Annotated in this window: 21 protein-coding genes and 1 tRNA gene; 16 read left to right on the top strand and 6 right to left on the bottom strand. The window is 46.9% G+C overall.

The features are described from left to right. The first annotated feature begins 101 nt into the window (after window positions 1–101). The 13 genes from SAPGRDRAFT_RS17145 to mltG all read left to right on the top strand — a co-directional run bounded on the left by SAPGRDRAFT_RS17145 (window position 102) and on the right by mltG (window position 14,209). Entirely contained in the window at window positions 102–743 is a 642-nt protein-coding gene (locus SAPGRDRAFT_RS17145; RefSeq protein ID WP_002660598.1) for a hypothetical protein, read from the top strand. A 3-nt stretch (window positions 744–746) separates the two neighbouring features. Next, entirely contained in the window at window positions 747–1,478 is a 732-nt protein-coding gene (gene gldF / locus SAPGRDRAFT_RS17140) for a gliding motility-associated ABC transporter permease subunit GldF (protein WP_002660595.1), read from the top strand. Continuing rightward, window positions 1,478–2,047: an acyltransferase gene (locus SAPGRDRAFT_RS17135; RefSeq protein WP_002660594.1), complete on the top strand. Its 570-nt coding sequence runs from the start codon at window positions 1,478–1,480 to the stop codon at window positions 2,045–2,047. The genes gldF and SAPGRDRAFT_RS17135 overlap by 1 nt, the downstream gene beginning before the upstream one ends. A 282-nt stretch (window positions 2,048–2,329) precedes the next feature. Then, the gene (locus SAPGRDRAFT_RS17130; protein WP_002660592.1) at window positions 2,330–4,402 is read left to right on the top strand and encodes a LysM peptidoglycan-binding domain-containing protein; all 2,073 of its coding nucleotides are present in this window, start codon (window positions 2,330–2,332) and stop codon (window positions 4,400–4,402) included. A 430-nt stretch (window positions 4,403–4,832) separates the two neighbouring features. After that, a complete protein-coding gene (gene queA / locus SAPGRDRAFT_RS17120) occupies window positions 4,833–5,891 on the top strand; it encodes a tRNA preQ1(34) S-adenosylmethionine ribosyltransferase-isomerase QueA (protein WP_002660590.1) in 1,059 nt (352 codons plus the stop codon). Window positions 5,892–5,969: 78 nt separating this feature from the next. Further along, window positions 5,970–6,713, top strand: a complete 744-nt coding sequence (locus SAPGRDRAFT_RS17115) for a class I SAM-dependent methyltransferase (RefSeq protein ID WP_002660589.1) — start codon at window positions 5,970–5,972, stop codon at window positions 6,711–6,713. Then, window positions 6,713–7,507: a thymidylate synthase gene (locus SAPGRDRAFT_RS17110; protein ID WP_002660587.1), complete on the top strand. Its 795-nt coding sequence runs from the start codon at window positions 6,713–6,715 to the stop codon at window positions 7,505–7,507. The genes SAPGRDRAFT_RS17115 and SAPGRDRAFT_RS17110 overlap by 1 nt, the downstream gene beginning before the upstream one ends. A gap of 174 nt (window positions 7,508–7,681) precedes the next feature. Beyond that, a complete protein-coding gene (locus SAPGRDRAFT_RS17105) occupies window positions 7,682–8,281 on the top strand; it encodes a pseudouridine synthase (RefSeq protein ID WP_002660585.1) in 600 nt (199 codons plus the stop codon). Next, the gene (locus SAPGRDRAFT_RS17100; protein ID WP_002660584.1) at window positions 8,281–9,477 is read left to right on the top strand and encodes a 5-methylcytosine restriction system specificity protein McrC; all 1,197 of its coding nucleotides are present in this window, start codon (window positions 8,281–8,283) and stop codon (window positions 9,475–9,477) included. The genes SAPGRDRAFT_RS17105 and SAPGRDRAFT_RS17100 overlap by 1 nt, the downstream gene beginning before the upstream one ends. A gap of 290 nt (window positions 9,478–9,767) precedes the next feature. Further along, window positions 9,768–11,348 carry an ABC transporter substrate-binding protein gene (locus tag SAPGRDRAFT_RS23180; RefSeq protein ID WP_172635364.1) on the top strand — a complete coding sequence of 527 codons (1,581 nt, stop codon included), beginning with the start codon at window positions 9,768–9,770 and terminating at the stop codon, window positions 11,346–11,348. Window positions 11,349–11,389: 41 nt separating this feature from the next. Beyond that, window positions 11,390–11,986, top strand: coding sequence for a riboflavin synthase (locus SAPGRDRAFT_RS17090; RefSeq protein WP_002660581.1), 597 nt, complete (start codon window positions 11,390–11,392; stop codon window positions 11,984–11,986). 153 nt (window positions 11,987–12,139) lie between these two features. Next, complete coding sequence (panB, locus tag SAPGRDRAFT_RS17085) at window positions 12,140–12,955, top strand: 3-methyl-2-oxobutanoate hydroxymethyltransferase (protein ID WP_002660578.1); 816 nt, start codon at window positions 12,140–12,142, stop codon at window positions 12,953–12,955. 192 nt (window positions 12,956–13,147) lie between these two features. Then, window positions 13,148–14,209 carry an endolytic transglycosylase MltG gene (gene mltG / locus SAPGRDRAFT_RS17080; RefSeq protein ID WP_002660576.1) on the top strand — a complete coding sequence of 354 codons (1,062 nt, stop codon included), beginning with the start codon at window positions 13,148–13,150 and terminating at the stop codon, window positions 14,207–14,209. 9 nt (window positions 14,210–14,218) lie between these two features. Here mltG and SAPGRDRAFT_RS23175 read toward each other — a convergent pair whose 3' ends face one another. Continuing rightward, window positions 14,219–14,365, bottom strand: coding sequence for a hypothetical protein (locus SAPGRDRAFT_RS23175; protein ID WP_002660575.1), 147 nt, complete (start codon window positions 14,363–14,365; stop codon window positions 14,219–14,221). A gap of 175 nt (window positions 14,366–14,540) precedes the next feature. On the opposite strand from SAPGRDRAFT_RS23175, the gene SAPGRDRAFT_RS17075 reads away from it, so the two are divergent. Then, window positions 14,541–15,476, top strand: coding sequence for a hypothetical protein (locus tag SAPGRDRAFT_RS17075; protein WP_002660573.1), 936 nt, complete (start codon window positions 14,541–14,543; stop codon window positions 15,474–15,476). Window positions 15,477–15,692: 216 nt separating this feature from the next. On the opposite strand, the gene SAPGRDRAFT_RS17070 is transcribed toward SAPGRDRAFT_RS17075, so the two are convergent. Both SAPGRDRAFT_RS17070 and SAPGRDRAFT_RS23850 read right to left on the bottom strand, forming a co-directional pair. Continuing rightward, the gene (locus SAPGRDRAFT_RS17070; RefSeq protein WP_002660572.1) at window positions 15,693–16,232 is read right to left on the bottom strand and encodes a hypothetical protein; all 540 of its coding nucleotides are present in this window, start codon (window positions 16,230–16,232) and stop codon (window positions 15,693–15,695) included. A gap of 56 nt (window positions 16,233–16,288) precedes the next feature. After that, entirely contained in the window at window positions 16,289–16,471 is a 183-nt protein-coding gene (locus SAPGRDRAFT_RS23850) for a hypothetical protein (protein ID WP_037350457.1), read from the bottom strand. Between the two features lie 458 nt (window positions 16,472–16,929). On the opposite strand from SAPGRDRAFT_RS23850, the gene SAPGRDRAFT_RS17060 reads away from it, so the two are divergent. Then, window positions 16,930–18,645, top strand: coding sequence for an FISUMP domain-containing protein (locus SAPGRDRAFT_RS17060; RefSeq protein ID WP_002660569.1), 1,716 nt, complete (start codon window positions 16,930–16,932; stop codon window positions 18,643–18,645). A gap of 150 nt (window positions 18,646–18,795) precedes the next feature. Next, window positions 18,796–18,870 (top strand) — tRNA-Val (locus tag SAPGRDRAFT_RS17055). 56 nt (window positions 18,871–18,926) lie between these two features. On the opposite strand, the gene SAPGRDRAFT_RS17050 is transcribed toward SAPGRDRAFT_RS17055, so the two are convergent. From SAPGRDRAFT_RS17050 to SAPGRDRAFT_RS23635, 3 genes are all read right to left on the bottom strand, one after another. Next, on the bottom strand, window positions 18,927–19,439 hold the full coding sequence (locus SAPGRDRAFT_RS17050; RefSeq protein WP_002660567.1) for an energy transducer TonB: 513 nt from the start codon (window positions 19,437–19,439) through the stop codon (window positions 18,927–18,929). A gap of 119 nt (window positions 19,440–19,558) precedes the next feature. Then, complete coding sequence (locus tag SAPGRDRAFT_RS17045; RefSeq protein ID WP_002660565.1) at window positions 19,559–19,996, bottom strand: hypothetical protein; 438 nt, start codon at window positions 19,994–19,996, stop codon at window positions 19,559–19,561. A 76-nt stretch (window positions 19,997–20,072) separates the two neighbouring features. Next, complete coding sequence (locus tag SAPGRDRAFT_RS23635) at window positions 20,073–20,273, bottom strand: hypothetical protein (protein WP_037350456.1); 201 nt, start codon at window positions 20,271–20,273, stop codon at window positions 20,073–20,075. Window positions 20,274–21,475 lie beyond the last annotated feature (1,202 nt).

Raw genomic sequence — 21,475 nt, 5'->3', positions numbered from 1 at the left:
TAGCGCCGCAGGGCCGAGCAGACCTGCGAGCCACGACACAGCCCGACCCGAATGCAATGAGGGGCAGCCCCAAATTTTCAAAACAAAAACACTCCTATAGTATGTATAAATATTTCTTGTTCTTTTTACTTTTTGTGGGCCAGCAGTTGGCGGCACAGCGCTTGAGTCAGAATACAGTTTTTGAGGCGGGCGTATATCGCCAATGGGAAGATTTTAAGGCTAATCGGCCTCGGGTTCCCTTGCCCGATACCAGCAGTTGGGCCAAATCCCTTTCTCCAGATGGCAATTTATTATTGTTATCGGAGGCTAGCTGGGAAGTGCTTGATGCTCAGGGAGAAATTTGGGGAATTGCCTATCGGGAACAGCCTTATATTCGGGTAGATCCGCCCAAGGGCCCGCCTTATTTGGTCCATTTGCATGTAGTTGGTACAATTTCTTACTATTATTACCGCTACTTTAAGGAGCATGAGTTGCCCATGACGATCTACGACCCTTTTTCGGGCCAAGCGGTTGGACAAAAAGTGATCATCAATAAAGAACCTAGCTCTAAAGAACGTATCTTGCAATTTGAAACGGGCGAGCAGACCGATTTTAACTATGAAAATTTGCGCGCTTGGATTAAGGACGACCCCGGACTTTTGCAGTCTTTAGAGTCCCTTAAAACAGAAGAATACGAAGACAAATTGTTTAAGATTTTACTCATTTATAACGACCGAAAAGCTGTTTATATCCAACAAGATTAATTTATGTGGACCATTTTCAAGAAGGAAGTTAACCTTTTTCTCAGCTCGCTGATTGCCTATATTGCCATTGCCGTTTTTTTGCTGGGCACCGGCCTTTTTGTCTGGGTGTTTCCAGATTATAGCGTGATTAGCTACGGCTATGCTAGCCTCGATAGCTTTTTTAGTATGGCGCCCTATATTTTCCTTTTCCTGATTCCCGCCATTACGATGCGCTCTTTTTCAGAGGAAATTCAAACGGGAACCATTGAGCTTTTGGTCACTCGGCCACTTAAAAACTGGGAGATTTTGCTGGGCAAATATTTTGCAGCCCTCTTTCTGGTCTTTTTCTCCATTTTGCCTACTCTCATTTATTTCTTTTCAATTTATGAGCTGGGCGACCCCAAAGGAAATTTAGATATTGGCGCCAGCATGGGCTCTTATTTGGGCCTCTTTTTCCTCGGCGCCTGCTTTGCCGCTATTGGACTTTTTGCCTCTACCCTGAGCAAAAACCAAATTGTCGCCTTTATTTTGGGCCTTTTTCTATCAGCCTTTTTCTACGATGCCTTTGGCAGCATTAGCAAGTTGCCCATTTTCTTCGGACAAACCGATGCCATCGTAGAATCCCTCGGCATTAGCTTTCATTATGCCTCTATTAGCCGAGGTTTAGTCGATAGCCGCGACCTCCTTTATTTCCTCAGTATTATTGGTATCTTTTTGCTGGCTAGCCAGCTTTCCGTCGAAAAACGCAGATGGTAATGTCTACTTTTATCCACCCTAGCGCCATTATAGACCCCGGCGCTCAAATTGGCGAAGGCAGCAAGATTTGGCACTTTTGCCACCTCATGCCCGGCGCTATTATTGGCAAAAATTGTAGCCTTGGCCAAAATGTTTTTCTGGCCAATGAGGTCCAACTTGGTCAAGGCTGTAAGGTCCAAAATAATGTCTCTATTTATACGGGCGTGATCTGTGAAGAGGAGGTTTTTTTGGGCCCCTCTATGGTCTTTACCAATGTGCTCAACCCCAGGGCCGGCATCGTCCGAAAAGCCGAATATAAAACGACTTACCTAGAAAAAGGCGTGAGCATTGGCGCCAACGCTACCATCCTTTGCGGCCTGCATTTGGGCCAATATGCCTTTGTGGGCGCTGGGGCCGTTCTCACCAAAAATGCTCCCGCCTACTCGCTCTGGCTAGGCAATCCCGCCAAACAAGTCGGCTGGATGTCTAGAGCTGGCCACCGCCTAGAACTCAATGAGCATGGGCTCGCTAGCTGTCCCGAAACTGGCGAAAACTATCAATTGCAAGCCGGAAAGTTAGTGGCTATTTAGTTTTTTTTTAGGGGCTGCCCCTCGCCTTCGGCTCGGGTCGCTACGCTCCACAGCTCGCAAGTCTGCTCGGCCCTGCAGCGGCTTCGCCGCTTGGGTCTGGCCTGCGGCCACTGCTGCGCATCGCTCATCCGCTCATCTGCCTTTTTCAGGCAAGCAGCCTTCTTCGGCCCCCTTAAGTTGTTAATGGGGCTGATTTCTATTAGAATAAGTTAACTAGCTAGCACTTTCTTTTGAGCTTTTTTAATATATTAGCATCGCCAAAATATTAAAAAGCATACCATTATGACGAAAGTAGAGTTACAAGCACTTTTAGACAAGTACAACAAAAATCTAGAAAGCCTCAAGTCGCTTTTTAACAGCGATGATGGCAAAATTGACCAAGAAGAACAATCCGTTCTCGATAAAATTGGCCAACTCATTAACAAAATTCAGGGACAGCTCAGCAGCGCTAGTAGTAGCGAGGAAACAACAACTACTGAAAATGAAGCGGCCAGCATTCAAGGCAATTATCCCATTAAAGGATCTGTTGGCGATAATGGCGGACAAAATGATCCTGCCGATGTTGTTACCATCCAACAGCTACTCAATAAACGAGGAGCTAATTTGCCCCTCAATGGCGAATGCGACAGCAATTGTAAATCTGCTATCTATAATTACCAAAAATCAAAAATGGGGGTCAATAGCCCTGATGGCCGTGTAGATGTAGGCGGAAGTAGCTGGTTTCATTTGCTCACCGGCAAAACACTAGATGGCTACGAGAAAAAAGTCCTCAAAGTAGAAGAATATAGCCCACATATTGAAAAAGCCGCAGAAAAATACGGCATGAAGGTCGACCACCTAAAGGCTATTATGGCCGTAGAATCAGGAGGGGTACCCGACGCTTCTAGCGGAGCCGCTTTTGGCCTGATGCAAATTACCAAAAGTACCTGGAAGGGAATCCAAGATAAAAATTCTGAACTCAGTAAATACGATTTTGATACCTACTGGAAAGACCCCGAAATCAATACCCTTTTTGGCGCCGCCGTACTCAAATCAAAAGCCAAATCTATGGGCGTGAGTACCGATGACCCCAACTTTACAACTATTGCCGTTACCGCCTACAACGCAGGACAAGGTACCGTAAAATGGGCCATAGAAAATGCAGAAAACGCAGGTAGTGCCAACCCTACCGTAGATTTCATTAAAGCAGAATATCTAAAACCGGCTATTGAAAGAGGAGGAATCTATAAGTATTACTTGACTGGAAATGGGAAAAGCAAAAATGCTTCTGGCTCCAAATCAGAAGCTATCGACCTTAAATATAAAGAGGTTTCTGCTTATGGCCCCAAGGTAGATACCTTCCTTGAAAAACAGGATACCCTCTCCGAAACGATTGACGATATTTCCACAATCCAAGGAGACACAACAAACCAAAAAGAAGAAACTCCCCCTCAGGAGGAAACAGATAATACTACTACAGAAAATACCAATACAGAAAATAATAGCCCTAGCAAAGAAACACCTACAACTAGCGGCGACTATACCGTAGTAGCTGGCGATACCGGCTATAAAATTGCGGCAAAACTCGGTATTAGCTTCGATGAGCTTTCTGCTGCAAATACTGCTGTGGTCTGGACCAAATTGCAATTGGGCCAAAAGCTGCAAGTTCCGGGCAGCCAAGCCGCCGAAACCGCAGCCCCCAAAGAGGAAACTCCTCAAATGGGTAGCTATACGGTAGTGAGTGGCGATACGGGCTATAAAATTGCTGGAAAACTCGGCATTAGCTTCGATGCGCTCTCTGAGGTCAATGCTGGCGTAAAATGGCCAGCACTGCAAGTGGGCCAAAAGCTCAATACTCCCGCCGGAGCCGGCACCGCAGCCGATGCAGGCACCAAAGAAACAACAGAAAACACCACCGTAGCCGAGGAATACCGAGGTGCCAATAAAACTTGGGACAAGCACACCAACAACAGAATCCCTAGCCTTGATGCCCGGGTACAAAAAGCCGCCTATGGCTTTGTCAATACAGTAGAAAAAGAGCTGGGCATTAAGCTGCGTGTTACCTCTGCCCTACGCACGGTGGCCGAACAAGACGCCCTTTATGCCAAAGGAAATGTAACCAAGGCCAGAGGGGGACAAAGTTACCATAACTACGGTCTAGCCATTGATGTGGTAGAAATTAAAAATGGCCAGCCCATTTGGAACTGCGACTGGCCCAAAATTGCTGCCGTAGGAAAGCGCTTTGGCTTTGAGTGGGGTGGCGACTGGAAAAGCTTTGTCGATAAGCCTCACTTCCAAATGCCTTTTGGCAAATCTATAAAGCAACTTTGTATTGCTAAATATCCCGATCGTGCCAAACGATTCGGTTATATTTAGACCCTATAGACAAATGCTCAAAACAGCCTCCTTTTTCAAGGAGGCTGTTTTTTTGGCCCAGTCTCTTTGCGGACCGCTAAGATCTTCTACAAACAAAGCAGGGGCTTTTAAGCTAGAAACAAGGCCCAATAAGATTGGCCGCAGATAGCGGCAAAGCCGCCATGGCCGAAGGCCAAACGGCCCAGCGCTGCGGAGCGGGTGGCCGAAGGCCAGACCGAGTTTTTTTGAGCAAAGCGAAAAAAACGAAGGGCCGAGCGAATAGCGAGCCCCGCAGCATAGCGGCGGCCAGCAAAGCTGGCCGCGGGCCCCAAATCCCCCCCGTCAAAAAAAATACTGTTGGAAGGCGGCAATAAAGCGAGATAGATTTTTATCTTTGCGCTTTGGGTCTAACACCCATTTATTTTATCATTTTATAGGAGCCGTAACGACTATGAAACTATCTCAGTTTAACTTTGACCTCCCACAGGAGCTAATTGCACAATATCCCGTAGAGAACCGCGATGAATCGCGCCTTATGGTCGTGCACCGCGATAGCGGAAAAATTGAACACCGTCAGTTTAGAGACATCATTGAGTATTTTGATGATGGAGACGTATTTATCATGAACAACACCAAGGTTTTTCCTGCTCGTTTGTATGGACAAAAGGAGAAAACAGGGGCCAAAATTGAGGTGTTCTTGTTGAGAGAGCTCAATGAAGAGCAAAAACTTTGGGATGTACTGGTAGATCCTGCACGTAAAATTCGGGTGGGTAACAAGCTGTATTTCAATGATGAAGATGGCGTAGAATTGTTGGTAGCTGAGGTAGTAGACAATACCACTTCTAGAGGGCGGACCATTCGCTTTTTGTATGATGGCCCCAATGAAGAGTTTCGCGCACAGCTTTACAAATTGGGCCAAACGCCTTTGCCCAAGTATATCAAGCGAGACCTAGAAGAGCTAGATACCGAGCGTTATCAGACCATTTATGCCAAGGAAGTAGGGGCCGTAGCTGCACCAACTGCTGGTTTGCACATGAGCCATGAGGTCATGAAGCGCTTGGAATTGAAAGGAGTAGAATTTGCTGAATTGACCTTGCATGTTGGCTTGGGTACCTTCCGCAATATTGAGGTAGAAGATTTGTCTAAACACAAAATGGACGCCGAGTACTTCAAGATTAGCCAGCCCGTTTGCGATACCGTGAATGAGGCCATCAAGCAAGACAAGCGCCGTTGTGCCCTAGGAACCACCTCTATGCGTTCTATTGAGTCTTCTGTTTCTGCTCATAGCTTGCTTAAGCCTGCAGAAGGTTGGACCAACCGCTTTATCTATCCGCCTTACGATTTTAGTATTGCCGATTGTATGATTACGAACTTCCACCTGCCCAAATCTAGCCTTGTGATTATGATTTGTGCCTTTGGTGGCTACGACCTGATGATGGAAGCTTACCGTCAGGCTGTAGAACAAAAATATCGCTTCTATAGCTATGGAGACGCTATGTTGATTCTCTAATTTGCATCTCTCTCCTTCTAAAGGCAGGATCTACACCGGTCCTGCCTTTTTTAATGAACTCTACTAAATGTTCTTCCGATGAAAAAATACCTGAAAAGCATTAAGCAACAACTAATCGATAACCCTTATCAGGCAGAGGGACAAAGAGCAAGCGACCGAGAAAAGGCCAAAACGCCTAGCCGAACCGATATTATTAACTATCTATTGGCCCAAACGGCCAAGCATAATGCAGCTAGCGAATATCTAGAAATTGGGGTGCGCAATCCCAATCATAACTTTAACCTCATTGAGGCCAAAAATAAGTATAGTGTAGACCCCGGTGTCGAGTTTGAAGAAAATCCCGTAGATTTTAAGCTCACTAGCGACCAGTTTTTTGAGCAGTTGGCCCAAGGGAAAGTCCTTTCTCCCAACCATCGCTTTGATGTCATTTTTATTGATGGCCTGCACTTGGCCGAACAGGTGGACCGCGATATTGAGCATGCCCTGCAGTTTATTCAACCACATGGCTTTATTGTTTTGCACGATTGCAATCCGCCCACAGAATACCATGCCCGAGAGGATTATGCCTACCATCATTCGCCCGCTAGAGGCTATTGGAATGGCACCACCTGGAAGGCCTTTTTTAAGTGGCGACAAGAGCAGAGCGTTCAGTCTTGCTGCATCGATAGCGATTGGGGCCTAGGCATTTTATCAAAAACGCAGCCCCTAGGGCCCGCTTGCCCCCCTCAAAATCCATTTTTTGAATATAAAGTGATGGAAGCCAACAGAAAAGAACAGTTGGGCCTCCTCTCTTTTCAAGAACTAAAAGAAAAACTCGCTTAATGCAAGCTTATCTCGATTTACTCGCCCATATTTTAAAGGAGGGCGTAGATAAAGGCGATAGAACGGGCACTGGCACCCGCTCCGTTTTTGGCTACCAAATGCGCTTTAATCTACAAGAAGGATTTCCGCTGCTGACCACCAAAAAGCTCCACCTCAAATCCATTATTCACGAGCTGCTCTGGTTCCTTAAAGGCGATACTAATCTGGCCTATTTGCAGGAACATGGGGTGCGTATCTGGAACGAATGGGCCGACGAACATGGCGATTTGGGCCCGGTCTATGGCAAACAATGGCGAAGCTGGAGCAACAATAAGGGCCAGAGCATCGACCAAATCCAGCAGGCTATCGAGCTGATTAAAAACAATCCTAACTCTCGCCGAATTATCGTCTCGGCCTGGAATGTAGCCGATTTGCCAGAGATGGCCCTCTCTCCCTGCCACTGCCTTTTTCAGTTTTATGTGGCCAACGGAAAACTCTCTTGCCAGCTCTATCAGCGCAGCGCCGACGCCTTTTTGGGCGTCCCCTTCAATATAGCCTCCTATGCCCTGCTGACCCTCATGATGGCACAGGTAACAGGCCTAGAAGCGGGCGATTTTGTACATACTTTTGGCGATTTACACCTCTACCAAAACCATTTGGAACAGGCCCAACTGCAACTAGAAAGAGCCCCTCGTTCCTTGCCCAAGATGAAGATCAATCCAGAAAAAACGGATCTCTTTAGCTTTGTCTATGAAGATTTCCAACTAGAAAATTACGATCCTCATCCGCATATTAAGGCCAAGGTGTCTATTTAATTTTTTTTGGGGCTGCCCCGCCCTGCGGGCGGGTCGGGCTGTGTCAGGGCTCGCAGGTCTGCTCGGCCCTTCGCTTTTTCGCTACGCTCAAAAGCTCGGTCTGGCCTTCGGCCCCCCTTTTCCATCCCTCAGCCGAAGGCCCTTCGGGCCTGTCCACTGCAAAATATTCATCTTATGGCCAAGTCCTATTACATTATATACAAGCCTTACCGCATGCTCTCGCAGTTTACGCAAGAGCAGCCCAATCATATTACCCTGGCCCATCTCGAGCTAGGCTTTCCCAAGGATGTCTATCCTGTTGGCCGTCTAGATGCCGATAGCGAGGGCCTTTTGCTACTCAGCAATGACAATCTGCTCAAAACTCGTTTATTGGCCCCAAAAAATGCCCATTGGCGCTACTATTTGGTCCAAGTAGAAGGCGAGCCTCAGGAGGAAGACCTAGAAAAGTTGCGGGCGGGCGGTTTATCCATCAAGCTGCCCTCTAAGAAGCGCTATGCCTGTTTGCCCGCCCAAGCAGAGCGTTTAGAGCAGCCGCCCGCCCTGCCCGAGCGGGATCCGCCCGTGCGTTTTCGGGCCAATATTCCCACCACTTGGCTGCGCATCGGTTTGCGAGAGGGCAAAAACCGCCAAATCCGTAAAATGACCGCTGCCATGGGCTTTCCCACCCTGCGTTTGCTCCGCCATCAGATTGGCCAATGGACAATGCCAGAAAACATGCAGGCTGGCGACTGCATTCAGCTCACTGCAGAAGAGGCCCAGACCTTATTGAAGTAGTGCCGAGCAAAAAACAAATTCAAATTTTTGAGCAGGATTGCCTCTATTTGGGGGCAGACCTCAGCGCTGATGAGCTGCAAAGCCTTTTGCAGCTAGGGCCGCCCTATGTCATTCCTATACATCAGGGATTGCGTTGGGGCAACTTTGTGGGCCTGGTAGAAACAGCCCATCTTTGTCTAGAAATTTTGCCCAAGCTAGAAAAATCGGTCCCTAAAAACCAGCAGCAACATCGCCAAATTTTGCAAGAGCTGCTGGTCTACAGCCAAGCCGAAGATTTGGCCCATTGGCAGAACTGGGCTCGGCAAGGAAGGGAAAAAGGGCCTTGGCTCAGCCATTATCGGCAGAAGTTTTTGGCCGAGCTAGAAAAATTTTGGCAGGGGCCCCAAGAGTATCAGCGAGCTTGGCGGGCGGGCCGCAGCAAAAACTGGAAGGGCCAAATTAACTTTTCTAAATTGCAGCCGCCGGCCAAACTTTGGCCCTATTTGCGGCAGGCCAGCAAAAGGCCCCGCCCCTTTTTGCAGCTATTGGTCTGGACCCTCAAGGAGCTGGCCGCCCAGGGCTTGCCTCCCAAAGAAAAATGGCAGCTAGAAAATATTTTAGCGCAATTGCCCGCGGCCCCAGCTCGCCCTAGGCGCATCCTTTGGGCGGCCTATGCCCCAAGCACGCCTAAGGGCCAACTTCTTTTTGAGTTGGCCCGCCTGCTCCTTAATGGTCTGCGGCCATCGGCCCAAAAAGGAGCAGATTGGCTTTGGAGCTTTTTATTGCCCATGCCCCCTTTGTTTGAACAATATTTGGCCGCTAGTTTGAGCGCCATTAGTCCCAAAAATTGGCGGCTATCCTTTCAGGCAGAAAAGCCCTTTTGGGAAAGCCGAAAATTGCGGGCCGACTGCTGCTGGGAGGATGCCTATGGTCGGCGAATTTTGATGGAATTTAAGTGGAAACGGCTAGAGCAAGGGCTGCCTAGCGAGCAAGACTTGCGACAAATTTACAGCTATCAGCAAGAGTGGGCTGCCGAAGAAGGCTGGCTCATTTATCCGGCGCCTTGGGGGCGAGCTAAAATGAAAAGCGCGCCCTTTGCCAGCGGCAAAGGACGCGCCCGGCTGCTAGAGGTCCCTTTGGTCCAAAATGGGCAGCTCAATAAGCAGTTGGGGCAGAGTTTGCTGCTTGTGGCCCTACAAAATGGCTTGAAGCTATAGCAGGCCCCAAGGAGCAAAACAACTGGCCACAACAAGGCAGAAAGCCGCAGTTCGACGACCAAAGGGAGTAACCGATGCGGCGGGCGGGCCCCAAGGAGCGAAGCGACTGGCCTAGCGATGCGGCGGGGTGGCCGAAGGCCAGACCGAGCCAGCTTGCTGGCGAAGGGCCGAGCAGACCTGCGAGCCCCAAAGCGTAGCGCCGCAAGGCGAAGCCGCAGCGGAGGCCCCAAAAAATAGCAAAAAATTGTACCTTTAGCCCATCAAACTATTGATTATATATAACTACGTTTATGAACTTGAAGCAAATAACATTAATGCTCGCTTCCTTGGGCCTATTATTGGGTTTGGATAGTTGTCATTTATTGAAAGGAGGGGGTGGAACGGATGAACTAGAAACCGTTCGGACCAACAAGGATAGCGCAAAAACCATTGTAGAGAATGGCTATCGGCCAGAAATTACGAATCGAGATAGTCTGCGCAACATCAAGCCCGACACCATTGTTTGGCAAGACACTTTGCAAGAATCGCAGTTTAAGCAAATCATTGTAGAGTATAAAAAAATTGGGCAGCAGCCGATTATCAAAGACACCTTGGGCTGGATTGATTATGCGGGAAAAATCTATGAGGGCGATCCCAATCAGATGCGTCAGGCCGAGATGAAAGAGCAATACACCTTGACGATCATGCTGCCTTTTTTGGCCAATAAGTACTATAAAAATGAGATTCCGCTTCGTTCTTTGCGGGCTGTAGAATATTATGAAGGCGTAGAACTGGCTTTGGATAGTTTGCAAAAAACCAAGCTAGCCTTAAAAGTACAAGTATTTGATACAGAGGCCAGTAAAAGCAAAGTAGATAGCTTACTGAAAAGCAAAGCCTTGGCGGAATCGGATGTCATTTTGGGTCCGGTGAGTTCTAAACTGCTCCAAAAAACGGCCAATTTTGGTCGAGACAGCGGCATTATGGTAGTTTCTCCATTTAACAACAATCCCAGCGTAACAGAAAACAACATTTTCTACCTACAGCTCAATCCGGGTTATCCGGTGCACTACCAACATATGGGGGCATTTTTGGCCCAGGGCATTGAGACCCCTGCTGAGCTAAAATACCGTCTCAAGAAGCAAAACTTGCTGATTGTGGGCCAAGAAAGAGACAGCAGTGCTGTTCGCGAGCTGCTTGCGGCCTACCAAAAGGGGAAAAATGATTTGGATGCCCAGATACCGAGCTACCTCTCGCCCAACAATGGCTTAAGCATTGCCAACATCAAAAAACATTTGAGCCAAGATGCCCTAAACATCGTCATTATTCCCGCTCATCGCTCTGAAAGTTTTGTCTTTGCGGCCCTTAGAGAGCTGCACAGTTTGGTAGACCGAGTAGAAAAAGGCAAAGGCTATGAGTTTTTGGTTATTGGGATGCCGCAATGGAAATACTACGAGCGGATCAACTACGACTATTACGAAAACCTCCGCCTTCATTTTAGCGATGCCCTTTTTGTACAAGAAGATAGTCGGGAGGCCAGGGCCTTTATCAAAAAATATAAGCAGCGCTATGGCATTGCGCCCAGAGAATTTGCCTATATGGGTTATGATGCCACCCTTTACTTGGCCAAAATGCTAGAAAAATACGGTACGGGCTTTCCGGAGCATTTTCATGAAGCGCCCTATCTGGGGTTGCAGACTCGTTTCTACATTGAGGAAGTTATTGAGGAGCGGCCCTTAGTAGAGGGTGAAGAAATCATTGAAAAGCCCCTAATTAACCGCTTTGAGAACCAATTTGTGCACTTTTTGCAATTTAAGGACTACCAACTTCGGCCCCTATCTATCTTTATTTCTAAATTGCGGGAAGAAATCGAAGAGCAGCAAAAAGAAGACTAAACTCTATTCCTTTTGCCCTGTTAGAGACAAAAACGACAATTATGTTTACTGGAATCATAGAAGATGCGGGTCAAATTATTGGCCTAGAAAAAGAAGGCAGCAATTTGCACATTAAAGTAGCCTCTAGCCTAGCGCCCGAGCTAAAAATTGACCAAAGTCTGGCTCATAATGGCGTTTGTTTGACCGTAGTGGCTTGCAATCAAGAGAACTACACCGTCACGGCCATTGAAGAGACCTTAATTCGGAGCAATTTGGGCCAACTTCAGATTGGCGATAGCGTCAATTTGGAGCGCGCCATGCCTTATAATGGCCGCCTAGATGGCCATATCGTACAGGGCCATGTTGATAAAACGGGCCAATGCCTTTCTGTAGAAGAAGTAGATGGCAGCTGGTACTTCCGCTTTAGCTACGAAATTGCCCCCGAGCATCTTTTGGTCGATAAAGGCTCTATTTGCATCAATGGCGTTAGCTTGACCGTGGTTAATCCCAGCCAAAATGAATTTTCGGTCGCCATTATCCCCTACACCTACGAGCATACCAGCTTTAAGCAGCTAAAAGTAGGCGATACCGTCAATCTAGAGTTTGATATTTTGGGCAAATACGTGGCCCGATATGCCGCCGTTTACCAAAACGCCTAGATCCTTAGCTTAAGGCCCCAAAGGAGGAAAGCCAAGGCTTTCCTCCTTTTTTTCTGGCTATATAGAACTTCATATATAAATCAAAGGCCTAACTTCTTTGTAATCCTTTTAAAAAATCTCATTTTTGGGATTCACCAACTAGGAATACAAATTATGTCTGTACATCAGCCTGTCAAGAAAGTAACTACTCATGTTTTGCACGCCATGAAACAAAGAGGCGAAAAGATTTCTATGCTCACCGCCTACGACTTTTCTATGGCCCGCATCCTCGATGAAGCTGGAATTGATGTTTTATTGGTCGGAGATAGCGCCTCTAACGTAATGGCGGGCCATGAAACTACCCTGCCCATCACCTTGGACCAAATTATCTATCATGCACAATCTGTTGTACGTGGCGTAGACCGCTCTTTTGTGGTCGTCGATTTGCCTTTTGGTTGCTATCAGGGCGACTCTAAAGCGGCCTTAAATTCTACTATCCGCATCATGAAGGAAACGGGTGGACATGCCGTAAAACTAGAGGGCGGTAGCGAAATTTCAGAGTCGATTAGCCGCATTTTATCGGCTGGCGTTCCCGTTATGGGCCATCTTGGGCTCACTCCTCAATCGATCTATAAGTTTGGCACCTACAGTGTGCGCGCCAAAAAAGAAGCCGAGGCCAAAAAACTGCTAGAAGATGCCAAATTGCTCGAAAAACTGGGTTGTTTTGCCATTGTTCTCGAAAAAATCCCCGCTCAATTGGCCAAAGAAGTGGCCCAGGCGGTCAGCATTCCCATTATTGGCATTGGCGCTGGCCCCGATGTAGACGGGCAGGTGCTGGTGGTGCACGATATGCTGGGCATGACCAAAGATTTTCATCCCCGATTTTTGCGCCGCTACCTCAATATGTATGAAATGATGAAGGAGGCCACCCAGCGCTATATTAAGGATGTCAAAACCCAAGATTTTCCCAACGAAAAAGAACAGTACTAAGGTTTTTATTTTTTGGGGCTGCCCCTCGCCTATCGGCTCGGGTCGGGCTATGTCGTGGCTCGCAAGTCTGCTCGGCCCTGCGGCGGCTTTGCCGCCTGGGTCTGGCCTAACGGCCACTGCTGTCCATCCCTCAGCCTGCGGGCCTTCGGCCCTGCAAAACGCCAAAATTGCATTTTTTCATCTCAAGTTATCATGGAAAAAAAATCTCTTGCTCGGATTATCCGCATTAGTTTGCTTATTGTTTTTCTGGGGGCCATTGCGGCCCTTGGCGCTGCCTATTATTACTACCAAATCATTTTTGGTCCCTCTTTGCCCAAAGAAAAAGAGCAAATTACGCTTTACCTAAAAGAGGCGCCTAGCCTAGACCAACTAGCCGACAGTCTGAGCCAAAAAAACTGGCTCAAGGACAAAAGTAATTTCGTCTGGGTGGGAGAAAAGATGAAATTCAAGACTAAGGCGGGGCGCTATGTTTTAGAAGATACCCTAAGCAGCTACTACCAGCTCTTTGCTCAACTAAGAAAAGGGCAGTCGCCTGTTCGCTTTACCTTTAATAATTTGCGTTTGCCCCAACAGCTAGCCGGCCTTTTGGGCCAAGAACTAGCCTATGATTCTTTGGCCTATTGGGAAGCCATGCAAAAGGCCGACTTTATGGCCCAAAACCAGCTTAATCCACAAACGCTAATGACGCTCTTTATTCCCAACACCTATGAGCTCTACTGGAATATTTCGCCAGAAGAATTTGTGGACCGAATGAAAAAAGAGCACCATAAGTTTTGGGAAAGCAACAACCGTCTGGCCCTAGCCGATAGCCTTGGCCTGAGCCCTGCAGAGGTCTACACCCTAGCCTCTATTGTAGATGCCGAAAGTAACTATGGACCAGAAAAAGCCCGCATTGCTGGCGTTTATCTCAATCGGCTCAAAAGCAAAAGCTGGAAGCTAGAAGCCGACCCCACGGTAGTCTTTGCCCAAGGCGACTTTTCTATCCGAAGAGTCAGTCGAGACATGCTCAAGACCGATTCGCCTTACAATACCTATAAGTATGCAGGTTTGCCCCCTGGCCCTATTCGCATGGCCTCTCGCCAAGCCATAGATGCCGTTTTGAAGGCCGAAAAGCACAACTACTGGTTTTTCTGTGCCAAACCACCAGAAGAAGGGCAGCCCGCCCAACATGCCTTTGCCCGAAACTCGGCAGAGCATGGCCGAAATGCCAGAACTTACCAGCATTGGCTCAATCAACAAAAAATTTATCGCTAAGCGAAGAATTTAAAAAGGAGCAGATGTTTTCATCTGCTCCTTTTTTTGGCCCAAAACGGGGCATTTGGCCCTTTTAGTGACAAAAACCACCCTAAAAGTGTTAAAATTTGAAGAAATACTGCCTGTAGTTTGCATATTAAAATCTGATCCGTACATTTGTATTGTCTTTGTGTTTATTTGTTTGGGTTTTTAGGGGAGGCTGTTCCGAATAGGAGCAGCCTCTTTTTTTTGTGCCTATAAAAACGTTTGATTTTGGTCCCTTTTCTGTATATTTAGGGCAAAGGGTTTTAGAATGAAATCCTGAGCCAAAATACCTAATAGTTAAGAACCTATGTTGAAAATTAGTAAAATCAAGCCAGAGGACTTAAAGACCCTCACCTTTAATGATTATAAGAAGGTGGTACGTCTTCTTTTTAACGGCTTAAAGAAGTTGCACAAAGGGCCCGAGCAGCCTGTAGAATTTGTGGTATTGACCAACTTTGAGTTTGCCGATAAGAAGGGAAAAAAGACCATGATTATTTTGCCGGGCAAGCAAACGCCTGAGTGGAAAAAAGAAATTAAACAGCGTCTTAAAGACAACAAGAAAAATGTTTTGGTTGGGCATTGTTTTGTTGCAGAAACCGATGGACGAGAAGAGATCAATGTTATGCCCAAGCAGGGAATGGCCAAGGTGGCACAGATCCAAAAAATGGGCAAGCAGATGTTCAATATGGCCAAACTGGGCTTTAAGCTAGCTGCTGGTGCGGCAGAAGCTTCTAATGCGGCCTCTGCCTCTATGGACCAATCTGCACTGAAGGAGCAGCAAGAGGCCAAGGCCCAAACAGAAGACAGTGCCAAAGCGGCCAAAAAAGAGGCGCTCAAAGAAGAGCTCAAGGCTTTGGTAGATAGCTCTAAAGAAATTAAATCAGACTTTGATAAAGTCAAGGAATTGGCGGCTCGCCTCAAAAAGGGCGAGAGCCAGCAAACTGATTTGAGTTTTACGCAAGATGTCGTTGAAAAGGTAGAGCAATTTATCAATGCCTTTCATAGTAGCAAAAAACCGATTCAGGAGCGTTTGCAGGGCCATAAAGATATGATTGCGGCCCAATTGCCCAAGCTAGAAAAATTGGCAGAGCGCCTAGGCAGCCAGTCTTCTGGCGCCAATGCAGCAGAGGCGACCGCTAGCCTCAGTCTAGAAGAACTAAAATCAGGCATGGAAGCCGCTAAAAAGGCCGTAGACCAACTGAAAAAAGAGTTGGACCTAGATGCCATTTTGGCCAGCCTCTAATTAGCGCTTAGGATGATTGAAAGGGCAGAAAACCAATTGGTTTTCTGCCCTTTTTTTGCTTGCCTAGCCCTCTAAGAGGGTCTTTAAAAGAGCTCTTTGATTATCATAGCAGTGATATATAATCATTTGAGGCCCTTTGCATTTGGGGTTCTCCCTAGGCCATGAATTGCAGGCGGCAAAGCCGCCATGGCCAAAAACAACAGCTTTTTTTGAGTACTATAAATCTTTAAAAGAATAAAAAAAGTTTTCAAAAAACAGCATCCTTGCATTAGGCTGTCCACCAAAAAACTTCATCCCCTCATGAACAAAATCTAACTCAGGGATAACATATATCTCTTCCCTGTAAGTGAATTTGTGAATCCCATGCTGATCAAAAAATGCAGTCAGTTTTTCATCCAAATCAAATTGTTCTTGGGTAAAGTATTCAAAGTAACTCTCTGTATCAATCCGTTTACTCCAAGCCTTAGGATCTGGGTTTTTTACAGTACAATTAAACGTTAGGCGTACTACATCCACTAGTTTCGAAATGACTATAGTCGTACTATAATTAATCTCTAATTCCCCATACTTAAATGTGGGGTGATTAACATAAGCTTCCACCCTTGGAAGATCGAAGTTATCATAAATTTCGGCAGATGCTCCTAGTTCTGCTCTCAATGCATCTATTAGCGGATAAGGCTGCATGACTTTTTCTCGGTATTCCTCCTTAGAAAGCGCCATCACACGATCAATTAAGGTATAAAAATCATCATCCATATTTCTTACTTTTTTTCAGGTTATTTATTCTCTCCCCTTAAAGAATAATCCTAGCGCTAAGTTCCAATTAACGGCATAAAATAGGCCTGCCTAAAATTTTGTGTTTGTCTTTTTTTGAGGCCTGCCGCCTGTAGGATGGATGGATATATAACCTGTAGGTTGAAACCTACAGCCATACAACAGCCCCATTCTACATCTATAGTGCGGAGAGGATTAAAATCCTCTACCGCTTTGAACAAGGGGTATTTTTTTCTCCCCCATAAATTTCATAGAAACCCTAGGGCCAAGGCCCTAGGCAGCTGGGCAGTTTTAGGCCCATGGGCTGAAGCCCATGGTTGCGGGTCTATGCAAACTGACGGGCTGAAGCCCTTGTTTGCTGATGGAGCCTAGTAGAACAGCAAATCCCCTCGAATGAGGGGATGACGATTTTTTTCGATAGCCGAAGAAGAAAGCCAAAAGAAAAAAGACAGATGAGCGGCCTAGCGATGTGCAGCAGGGCGGCGCAGCCGCAGACCTAGGCCGTCAGGCCGCAGGGCCGAGCAGACCTGCGAGCTGCGAAACGTAGCGCCGACGACCGAAGGGAGGCGGAGGCCCCAAAACAAGAAATAACAAGAGGCTTAGACTAGATTTGTGGAGCCGCTTAAATTATGACAAAAATTCCTTAGTTTCGCTGCACACTTTAAGCGCAGAAAAAACTATGGTAAACGTACAGATTTTGGCCGTGGATAGCCAACAGGAGCATCAGGCAACTTTAGAGCAGTTTTTGGCTCCTTTAAAGGCTAGCGGGCAAATTCAGATTGTGGGGGAGCATCAAGAAAACCCCTTTGAGGCCTATGAAGAGAAAGACTTGGCCGTTAATATTTTGATCTTATTGCTTTCTCCCGCCTATTTGGAAGATGCCCAATTGGAGGCCGCTCCTTTGGCTCAATTGCTGGCCCGAAAAACACAGAAACGCCGAGAATATTGGGTGCAACCTATTTTATTGGAGGCCTGCGATTATGGCCACAAGCCCTATGCAGATTATCCCGTTTTTCCGATGCCCAATGGGCAAAAAACAGCCCTGCCCGTCTTAGATCCTAGCTGGTCCTCTACCGCAGAAGCTTGGAAAAGAGCCGTGGAAGGGGTAGAATTGGGCGTGACTTATATTGAGCAGCAACGCAGCAATGCGCCTACGGCGGTTGGGCAGCAACAAAAATTGCTCTTGCTGACGGCCAACCCTAAAAATACGCAGGCCTTGGACCTCAATATTGAGATCAATGCCATTAAGAATGCGCTTCGCCGCTCTGATTATCGCGATAATTTTGAGGTGGAATTGTCTTTAGACATTCAGAAAAAGGCCCTTTTAGAGACCCTTTTGCAAGAAAAACCTCGCTTTGTCCATTTTTCTGGTCACGGAAGTGGAGAGGACGGTCTACTCTTTTATGGCGCTGCTGGAGAATCAGAATTAGCCGACGGACCAAGTTTGGCCCAACTCTTTCGCCTCTTTCAAAAATACATTGATTGCGTATTCCTCAATGCTTGTTACTCTGAGGCACAGGCCAAAGTGATTGCTCAATATATTCCCTATGTTATTGGGACCAATAACGCCCTTTCTGATCAGCAGGCCATTTTATTTTCTGAGGCTTTTTATATGGCCATCTTTAACGGTACCACGCCTGCAGAAGCCTTTGCCTTAGCTTCGGCCCAGGTCGATTTTCAAAATTTACCGCCTTCGGCCCAAGCCATGTTTTATGAGCATGGTCAATTGACCCTTTCTCAGAAAGCAGCCGCTAGCAGTGAAATGTCTGTTGGTCCGACACGCTCGACAGAAGTAGAAAAAGTGGAGGAGCCAAAAGTAGAAGAGCCAAAAACAGAGGAGCCTCTCCCCCAGCCAGAGGTTTCTGCAGAAAAAACAGCCTCTTATTGGACCGACCCCAAAGATGGGCAAAAGTATCCTCTGATTAAGATTGGGAAACAAGATTGGATGGGGCGCAACTATGCCTTGGCTTTAGCGGACAGCATGCCTTCTAATTTGGCCGATGGTGGACAGCTATACAGTTGGGAGCAGGCCGTCAAGAACTGTCCTGCGGGTTGGCGCTTGCCCAATAAAAGTGATTGGGAGGCCCTATTGGTCATGGTAGATCATAAAAGCTCGGCCCTAAAGGCCAAAACGAGCTGGGTTAATAAAAAAGGGCTAGATAGTCGTCAGTTTGCGGCCCTAGCCTGCGGAGAATATAAATTGGAGCGCAAACTGCTCTGGCAAGAAGGCCATTATGGCCATTTTTGGTCGAGTACCGATCGGGCTGGAGAGATCTATAAAGGGGAACAATTGGCTTATCGGCTTCGCTTAGCCTATAATAGCGAGCAATGTCAGTTGGCGGCCATTTATAAGAGCAGCTACTTCTCGGTCCGTTACATTAAGATCGAAGAATAATTTTCTTCAAAAAAATTAAAAAATTTTCTCCCTGATAATCTTAGGGTTAGCTCAGTGCAAGCATTATCGGGGAGTTTTTCTAGAAAAAAAGATTTGGAGATTTAAAATCTTGCCGTATATTTGCAATGCATTCAACGGAAAGCAAAACAAGGGCGAATAGCTCAGTTGGTTCAGAGCATCTGGTTTACACCCAGAGGGTCGGGGGTTCGAATCCCTCTTCGCCCACTACAAAAAGAGTTACTGATTTAATCGGTAACTCTTTTTTTTTGTTTTCTAGGAAGCTAAATTCGCACAGGCAAAATCAACCGACAGGCGACTACTTTTCCTTTATGTTTAGCGGGCTGCCAGAGATATTCTTTGTCTAGTTGTTTTAGGGCTTGAATAGCTGCTTTTTCCAGCAAGGGCGCCTTTCTTCTTCCTGGGGGATAAATAGCTTGTATTTGGCTTAATTTACCTGCTTGATCAACAACAAACTGAAGATAAACTACCGAGGAGCTTTCCTCTTCTCTATTGGGCGGAAGATTTTTGCTTACTTCCTTGGCCATCAACTTCAGCAGGAGACGATTGTTGGCTGTTCTTTGGGCTTTGCTATATGTTCCAGCACAACTATCGGTCAATAGGTAGGGCATTTCCTCGACAATAGTCAGCACCCTATCCTTTTCTAGAGTTTGTTCTATAGTGATCGTTGGCGGCATCCCTCTTTGCTGCCAGCAATTTGTACTATCTATGGCTTGGGCAAACCCTAAAGAAGAAAAGAGGAGCATAAAGCTTAGGCATTTAATTATTAGGTTCATCTAGCTGTCATTTTTTAGTTAGATGCTCATCTTTAGAAAAAAGTTGCTGGCTATAGATTTTTCTTTTTTGAGGCTTGCCCGCCTATAGGACGGATATATCCCCCTACAGCTGAAAGCCCTCATCTAAAATAAGGCATAGAGTTACGGTAATTTAAAACCCATGAACACTCTTGCCCCTGTACAGCTGAATTATCATGGCTTATAGAAACAAAGCCATATCTATAGTCTACAATAAAATTACAAGTATGAATACTATCTGATACCCATATTTGCTTGTCCCTTTTTCTGTCTAATTCATAAGCCATCAGGCCAAATTTAAGCCCATCTAAAGCAATTTTTGCCCCTTTTAGCTCTCGTTTTCCATTACGAACAGTAACAGTTGTCGATTCAGGATAAACATAAAGGATTGCAGTAGACTTTAAAGATGCAGAAACCACTAGCAACTTCTCTATGCAAAGCACTTCATCAGACATAACATCACTATTGTAAACTACTAATCGCCTACTGCTTTTACAGCTTAACAAAAGTACAAACACAACAAATAAGGTATACTTCATAGTTTTTTTTTGTCTTGTCCTGAACAATTCTATTTTTTCTTTTTTGGGGCCTGCCGCCTGCGGCGGCCGGGCCCTTTCAGGGCTCGCAGGTTTGCTCGGCCCTGCGCCAGCAAGCTGGCTGGGTCTGCCGCTGCGCGGCCCCCTTGCAGGCCCCTAGGCCTGCGGCGGCTTCGCCGCCTGCTAGCTGTGGCTGTAGGTTGAAACCTACAGCCATACAACAACCCCATTCTACATCTATAGTGCGGAGAGGATTAAAATCCTCTACCGCTTTGAACAAGGGTTATTTTTTCTTCGGTAGTTTGTTTTTTATCCCCCATAAATTTCATAGGAACCCTAGGGCCAAGGCCCTAGGCTAACTGAAAAATCGCCATCCCCTCATTCGAGGGGATTTTCTGTTCCACTAGGCTCCATCAGCAAACAAGGGCTTTAGCCCGCTCTTTGCATAGCCCCGCAAGCATGGGCTTCAGCCCATGGCCCAAAACAAGTCCACACAAAAAAATCAGGGGTAAAAACAATTGCTATGCTTAGCACCCTGGGCTGAAGCCCAGGGTTGTTGCCTGAGCGAAGAGCGGACTAAAGTCCTTGTTCGCTTTTTCTACTTCTAGCTTTCCATTAAGCTTCAGCCCAAAACCAGCCAGTCACTAAAAGACGTTTTCTTTATCTCTCCTTTTTCAAAAACGCCCAAGAAAAAGTTGAGGGACTAATGAAAATTATCTCCATATGGCTTCCTGCTCGGCTGCCTAGGGACAAGGCCCTAGGCTATCGAAAAAATCGTCATCCCCTCATTCGAGGGGATTTTCTGTTCCACTAGGCTCCATCAGCAAACAAGGGCTTTAGCCCGCTCTTTGCATAGCCCCACAACCGTGGGCTTCAGCCCATGGCAGAAAAGGCGAGCTCCTAGAATCTTTAATTAAGCTTAGTAAACAGCGGCTATGCTTAGCGCCCTGGGCTGAAGCCCAGGGTTATTACCTGAGCGAACTGACGGACTAAAGTCCTTGTTCGCTTTTTCTACTTGTAGCTTTCCATTAAGCTTCAGCCCAAAACCAGCCAGTCACTAAAAGATACTTTCTTTACCTAAGCCCCTAGGCGATGAATGACAGGCGGCAAAGCCGCCATGGCCAAAGGCCAAACGGCCACAACAAGCCCTTTAGGGCGCAGTTCGACGACCGAAGGGAGTAACCGATGGTAGGCAGTGCGGCAAAGCCGCAGACCCAGCAAAAACTTGTTTTTTGCGCAGGGCCGAGCGAGCAGCGAGCTGCCGAACGTAGCGCCCGCCAAAGGCGGGAGGCCCCAAAACCGCCCAGCAGCGAGCCCCCGAACCACAACAAGCCCTTTAGTTCGTCTTCAACGACCAAAGGGAGTAACCGCCGCAGCTTTGCAGCGGAGGCCCAAAAAAAAGGAGAAAAAGCCAAGCTTCTCCTCCTCTTCCGCCCTCTTATTTTGCAGGGGGGTTGGGTGGGGTATCCGGATCTGGATCTG

The organism is Saprospira grandis DSM 2844, from assembly GCF_000275825.1.
GTDB lineage: Bacteria > Bacteroidota > Bacteroidia > Chitinophagales > Saprospiraceae > Saprospira > Saprospira grandis_A.
This window is presented reverse-complemented; position numbering and strand designations above follow the sequence as displayed.

Coding starts and splice junctions, on each gene's coding strand:
- mltG (WP_002660576.1), top strand. CDS start 13,148: ATGGAAAAAAAATCTCTTGCTCGGATTATCCGCATTAGTTTGCTTATT.
- panB (WP_002660578.1), top strand. CDS start 12,140: ATGTCTGTACATCAGCCTGTCAAGAAAGTAACTACTCATGTTTTGCAC.
- SAPGRDRAFT_RS17110 (WP_002660587.1), top strand. CDS start 6,713: ATGCAAGCTTATCTCGATTTACTCGCCCATATTTTAAAGGAGGGCGTA.
- SAPGRDRAFT_RS23175 (WP_002660575.1), bottom strand. CDS start 14,365: ATGTACGGATCAGATTTTAATATGCAAACTACAGGCAGTATTTCTTCA.
- SAPGRDRAFT_RS17115 (WP_002660589.1), top strand. CDS start 5,970: ATGAAAAAATACCTGAAAAGCATTAAGCAACAACTAATCGATAACCCT.
- SAPGRDRAFT_RS17145 (WP_002660598.1), top strand. CDS start 102: ATGTATAAATATTTCTTGTTCTTTTTACTTTTTGTGGGCCAGCAGTTG.
- queA (WP_002660590.1), top strand. CDS start 4,833: ATGAAACTATCTCAGTTTAACTTTGACCTCCCACAGGAGCTAATTGCA.
- SAPGRDRAFT_RS23180 (WP_172635364.1), top strand. CDS start 9,768: ATGAACTTGAAGCAAATAACATTAATGCTCGCTTCCTTGGGCCTATTA.
- gldF (WP_002660595.1), top strand. CDS start 747: ATGTGGACCATTTTCAAGAAGGAAGTTAACCTTTTTCTCAGCTCGCTG.
- SAPGRDRAFT_RS17135 (WP_002660594.1), top strand. CDS start 1,478: ATGTCTACTTTTATCCACCCTAGCGCCATTATAGACCCCGGCGCTCAA.
- SAPGRDRAFT_RS17050 (WP_002660567.1), bottom strand. CDS start 19,439: ATGAACCTAATAATTAAATGCCTAAGCTTTATGCTCCTCTTTTCTTCT.
- SAPGRDRAFT_RS17070 (WP_002660572.1), bottom strand. CDS start 16,232: ATGGATGATGATTTTTATACCTTAATTGATCGTGTGATGGCGCTTTCT.
- SAPGRDRAFT_RS17075 (WP_002660573.1), top strand. CDS start 14,541: ATGTTGAAAATTAGTAAAATCAAGCCAGAGGACTTAAAGACCCTCACC.
- SAPGRDRAFT_RS17045 (WP_002660565.1), bottom strand. CDS start 19,996: ATGAAGTATACCTTATTTGTTGTGTTTGTACTTTTGTTAAGCTGTAAA.
- SAPGRDRAFT_RS17130 (WP_002660592.1), top strand. CDS start 2,330: ATGACGAAAGTAGAGTTACAAGCACTTTTAGACAAGTACAACAAAAAT.
- SAPGRDRAFT_RS17090 (WP_002660581.1), top strand. CDS start 11,390: ATGTTTACTGGAATCATAGAAGATGCGGGTCAAATTATTGGCCTAGAA.
- SAPGRDRAFT_RS17105 (WP_002660585.1), top strand. CDS start 7,682: ATGGCCAAGTCCTATTACATTATATACAAGCCTTACCGCATGCTCTCG.
- SAPGRDRAFT_RS17060 (WP_002660569.1), top strand. CDS start 16,930: ATGGTAAACGTACAGATTTTGGCCGTGGATAGCCAACAGGAGCATCAG.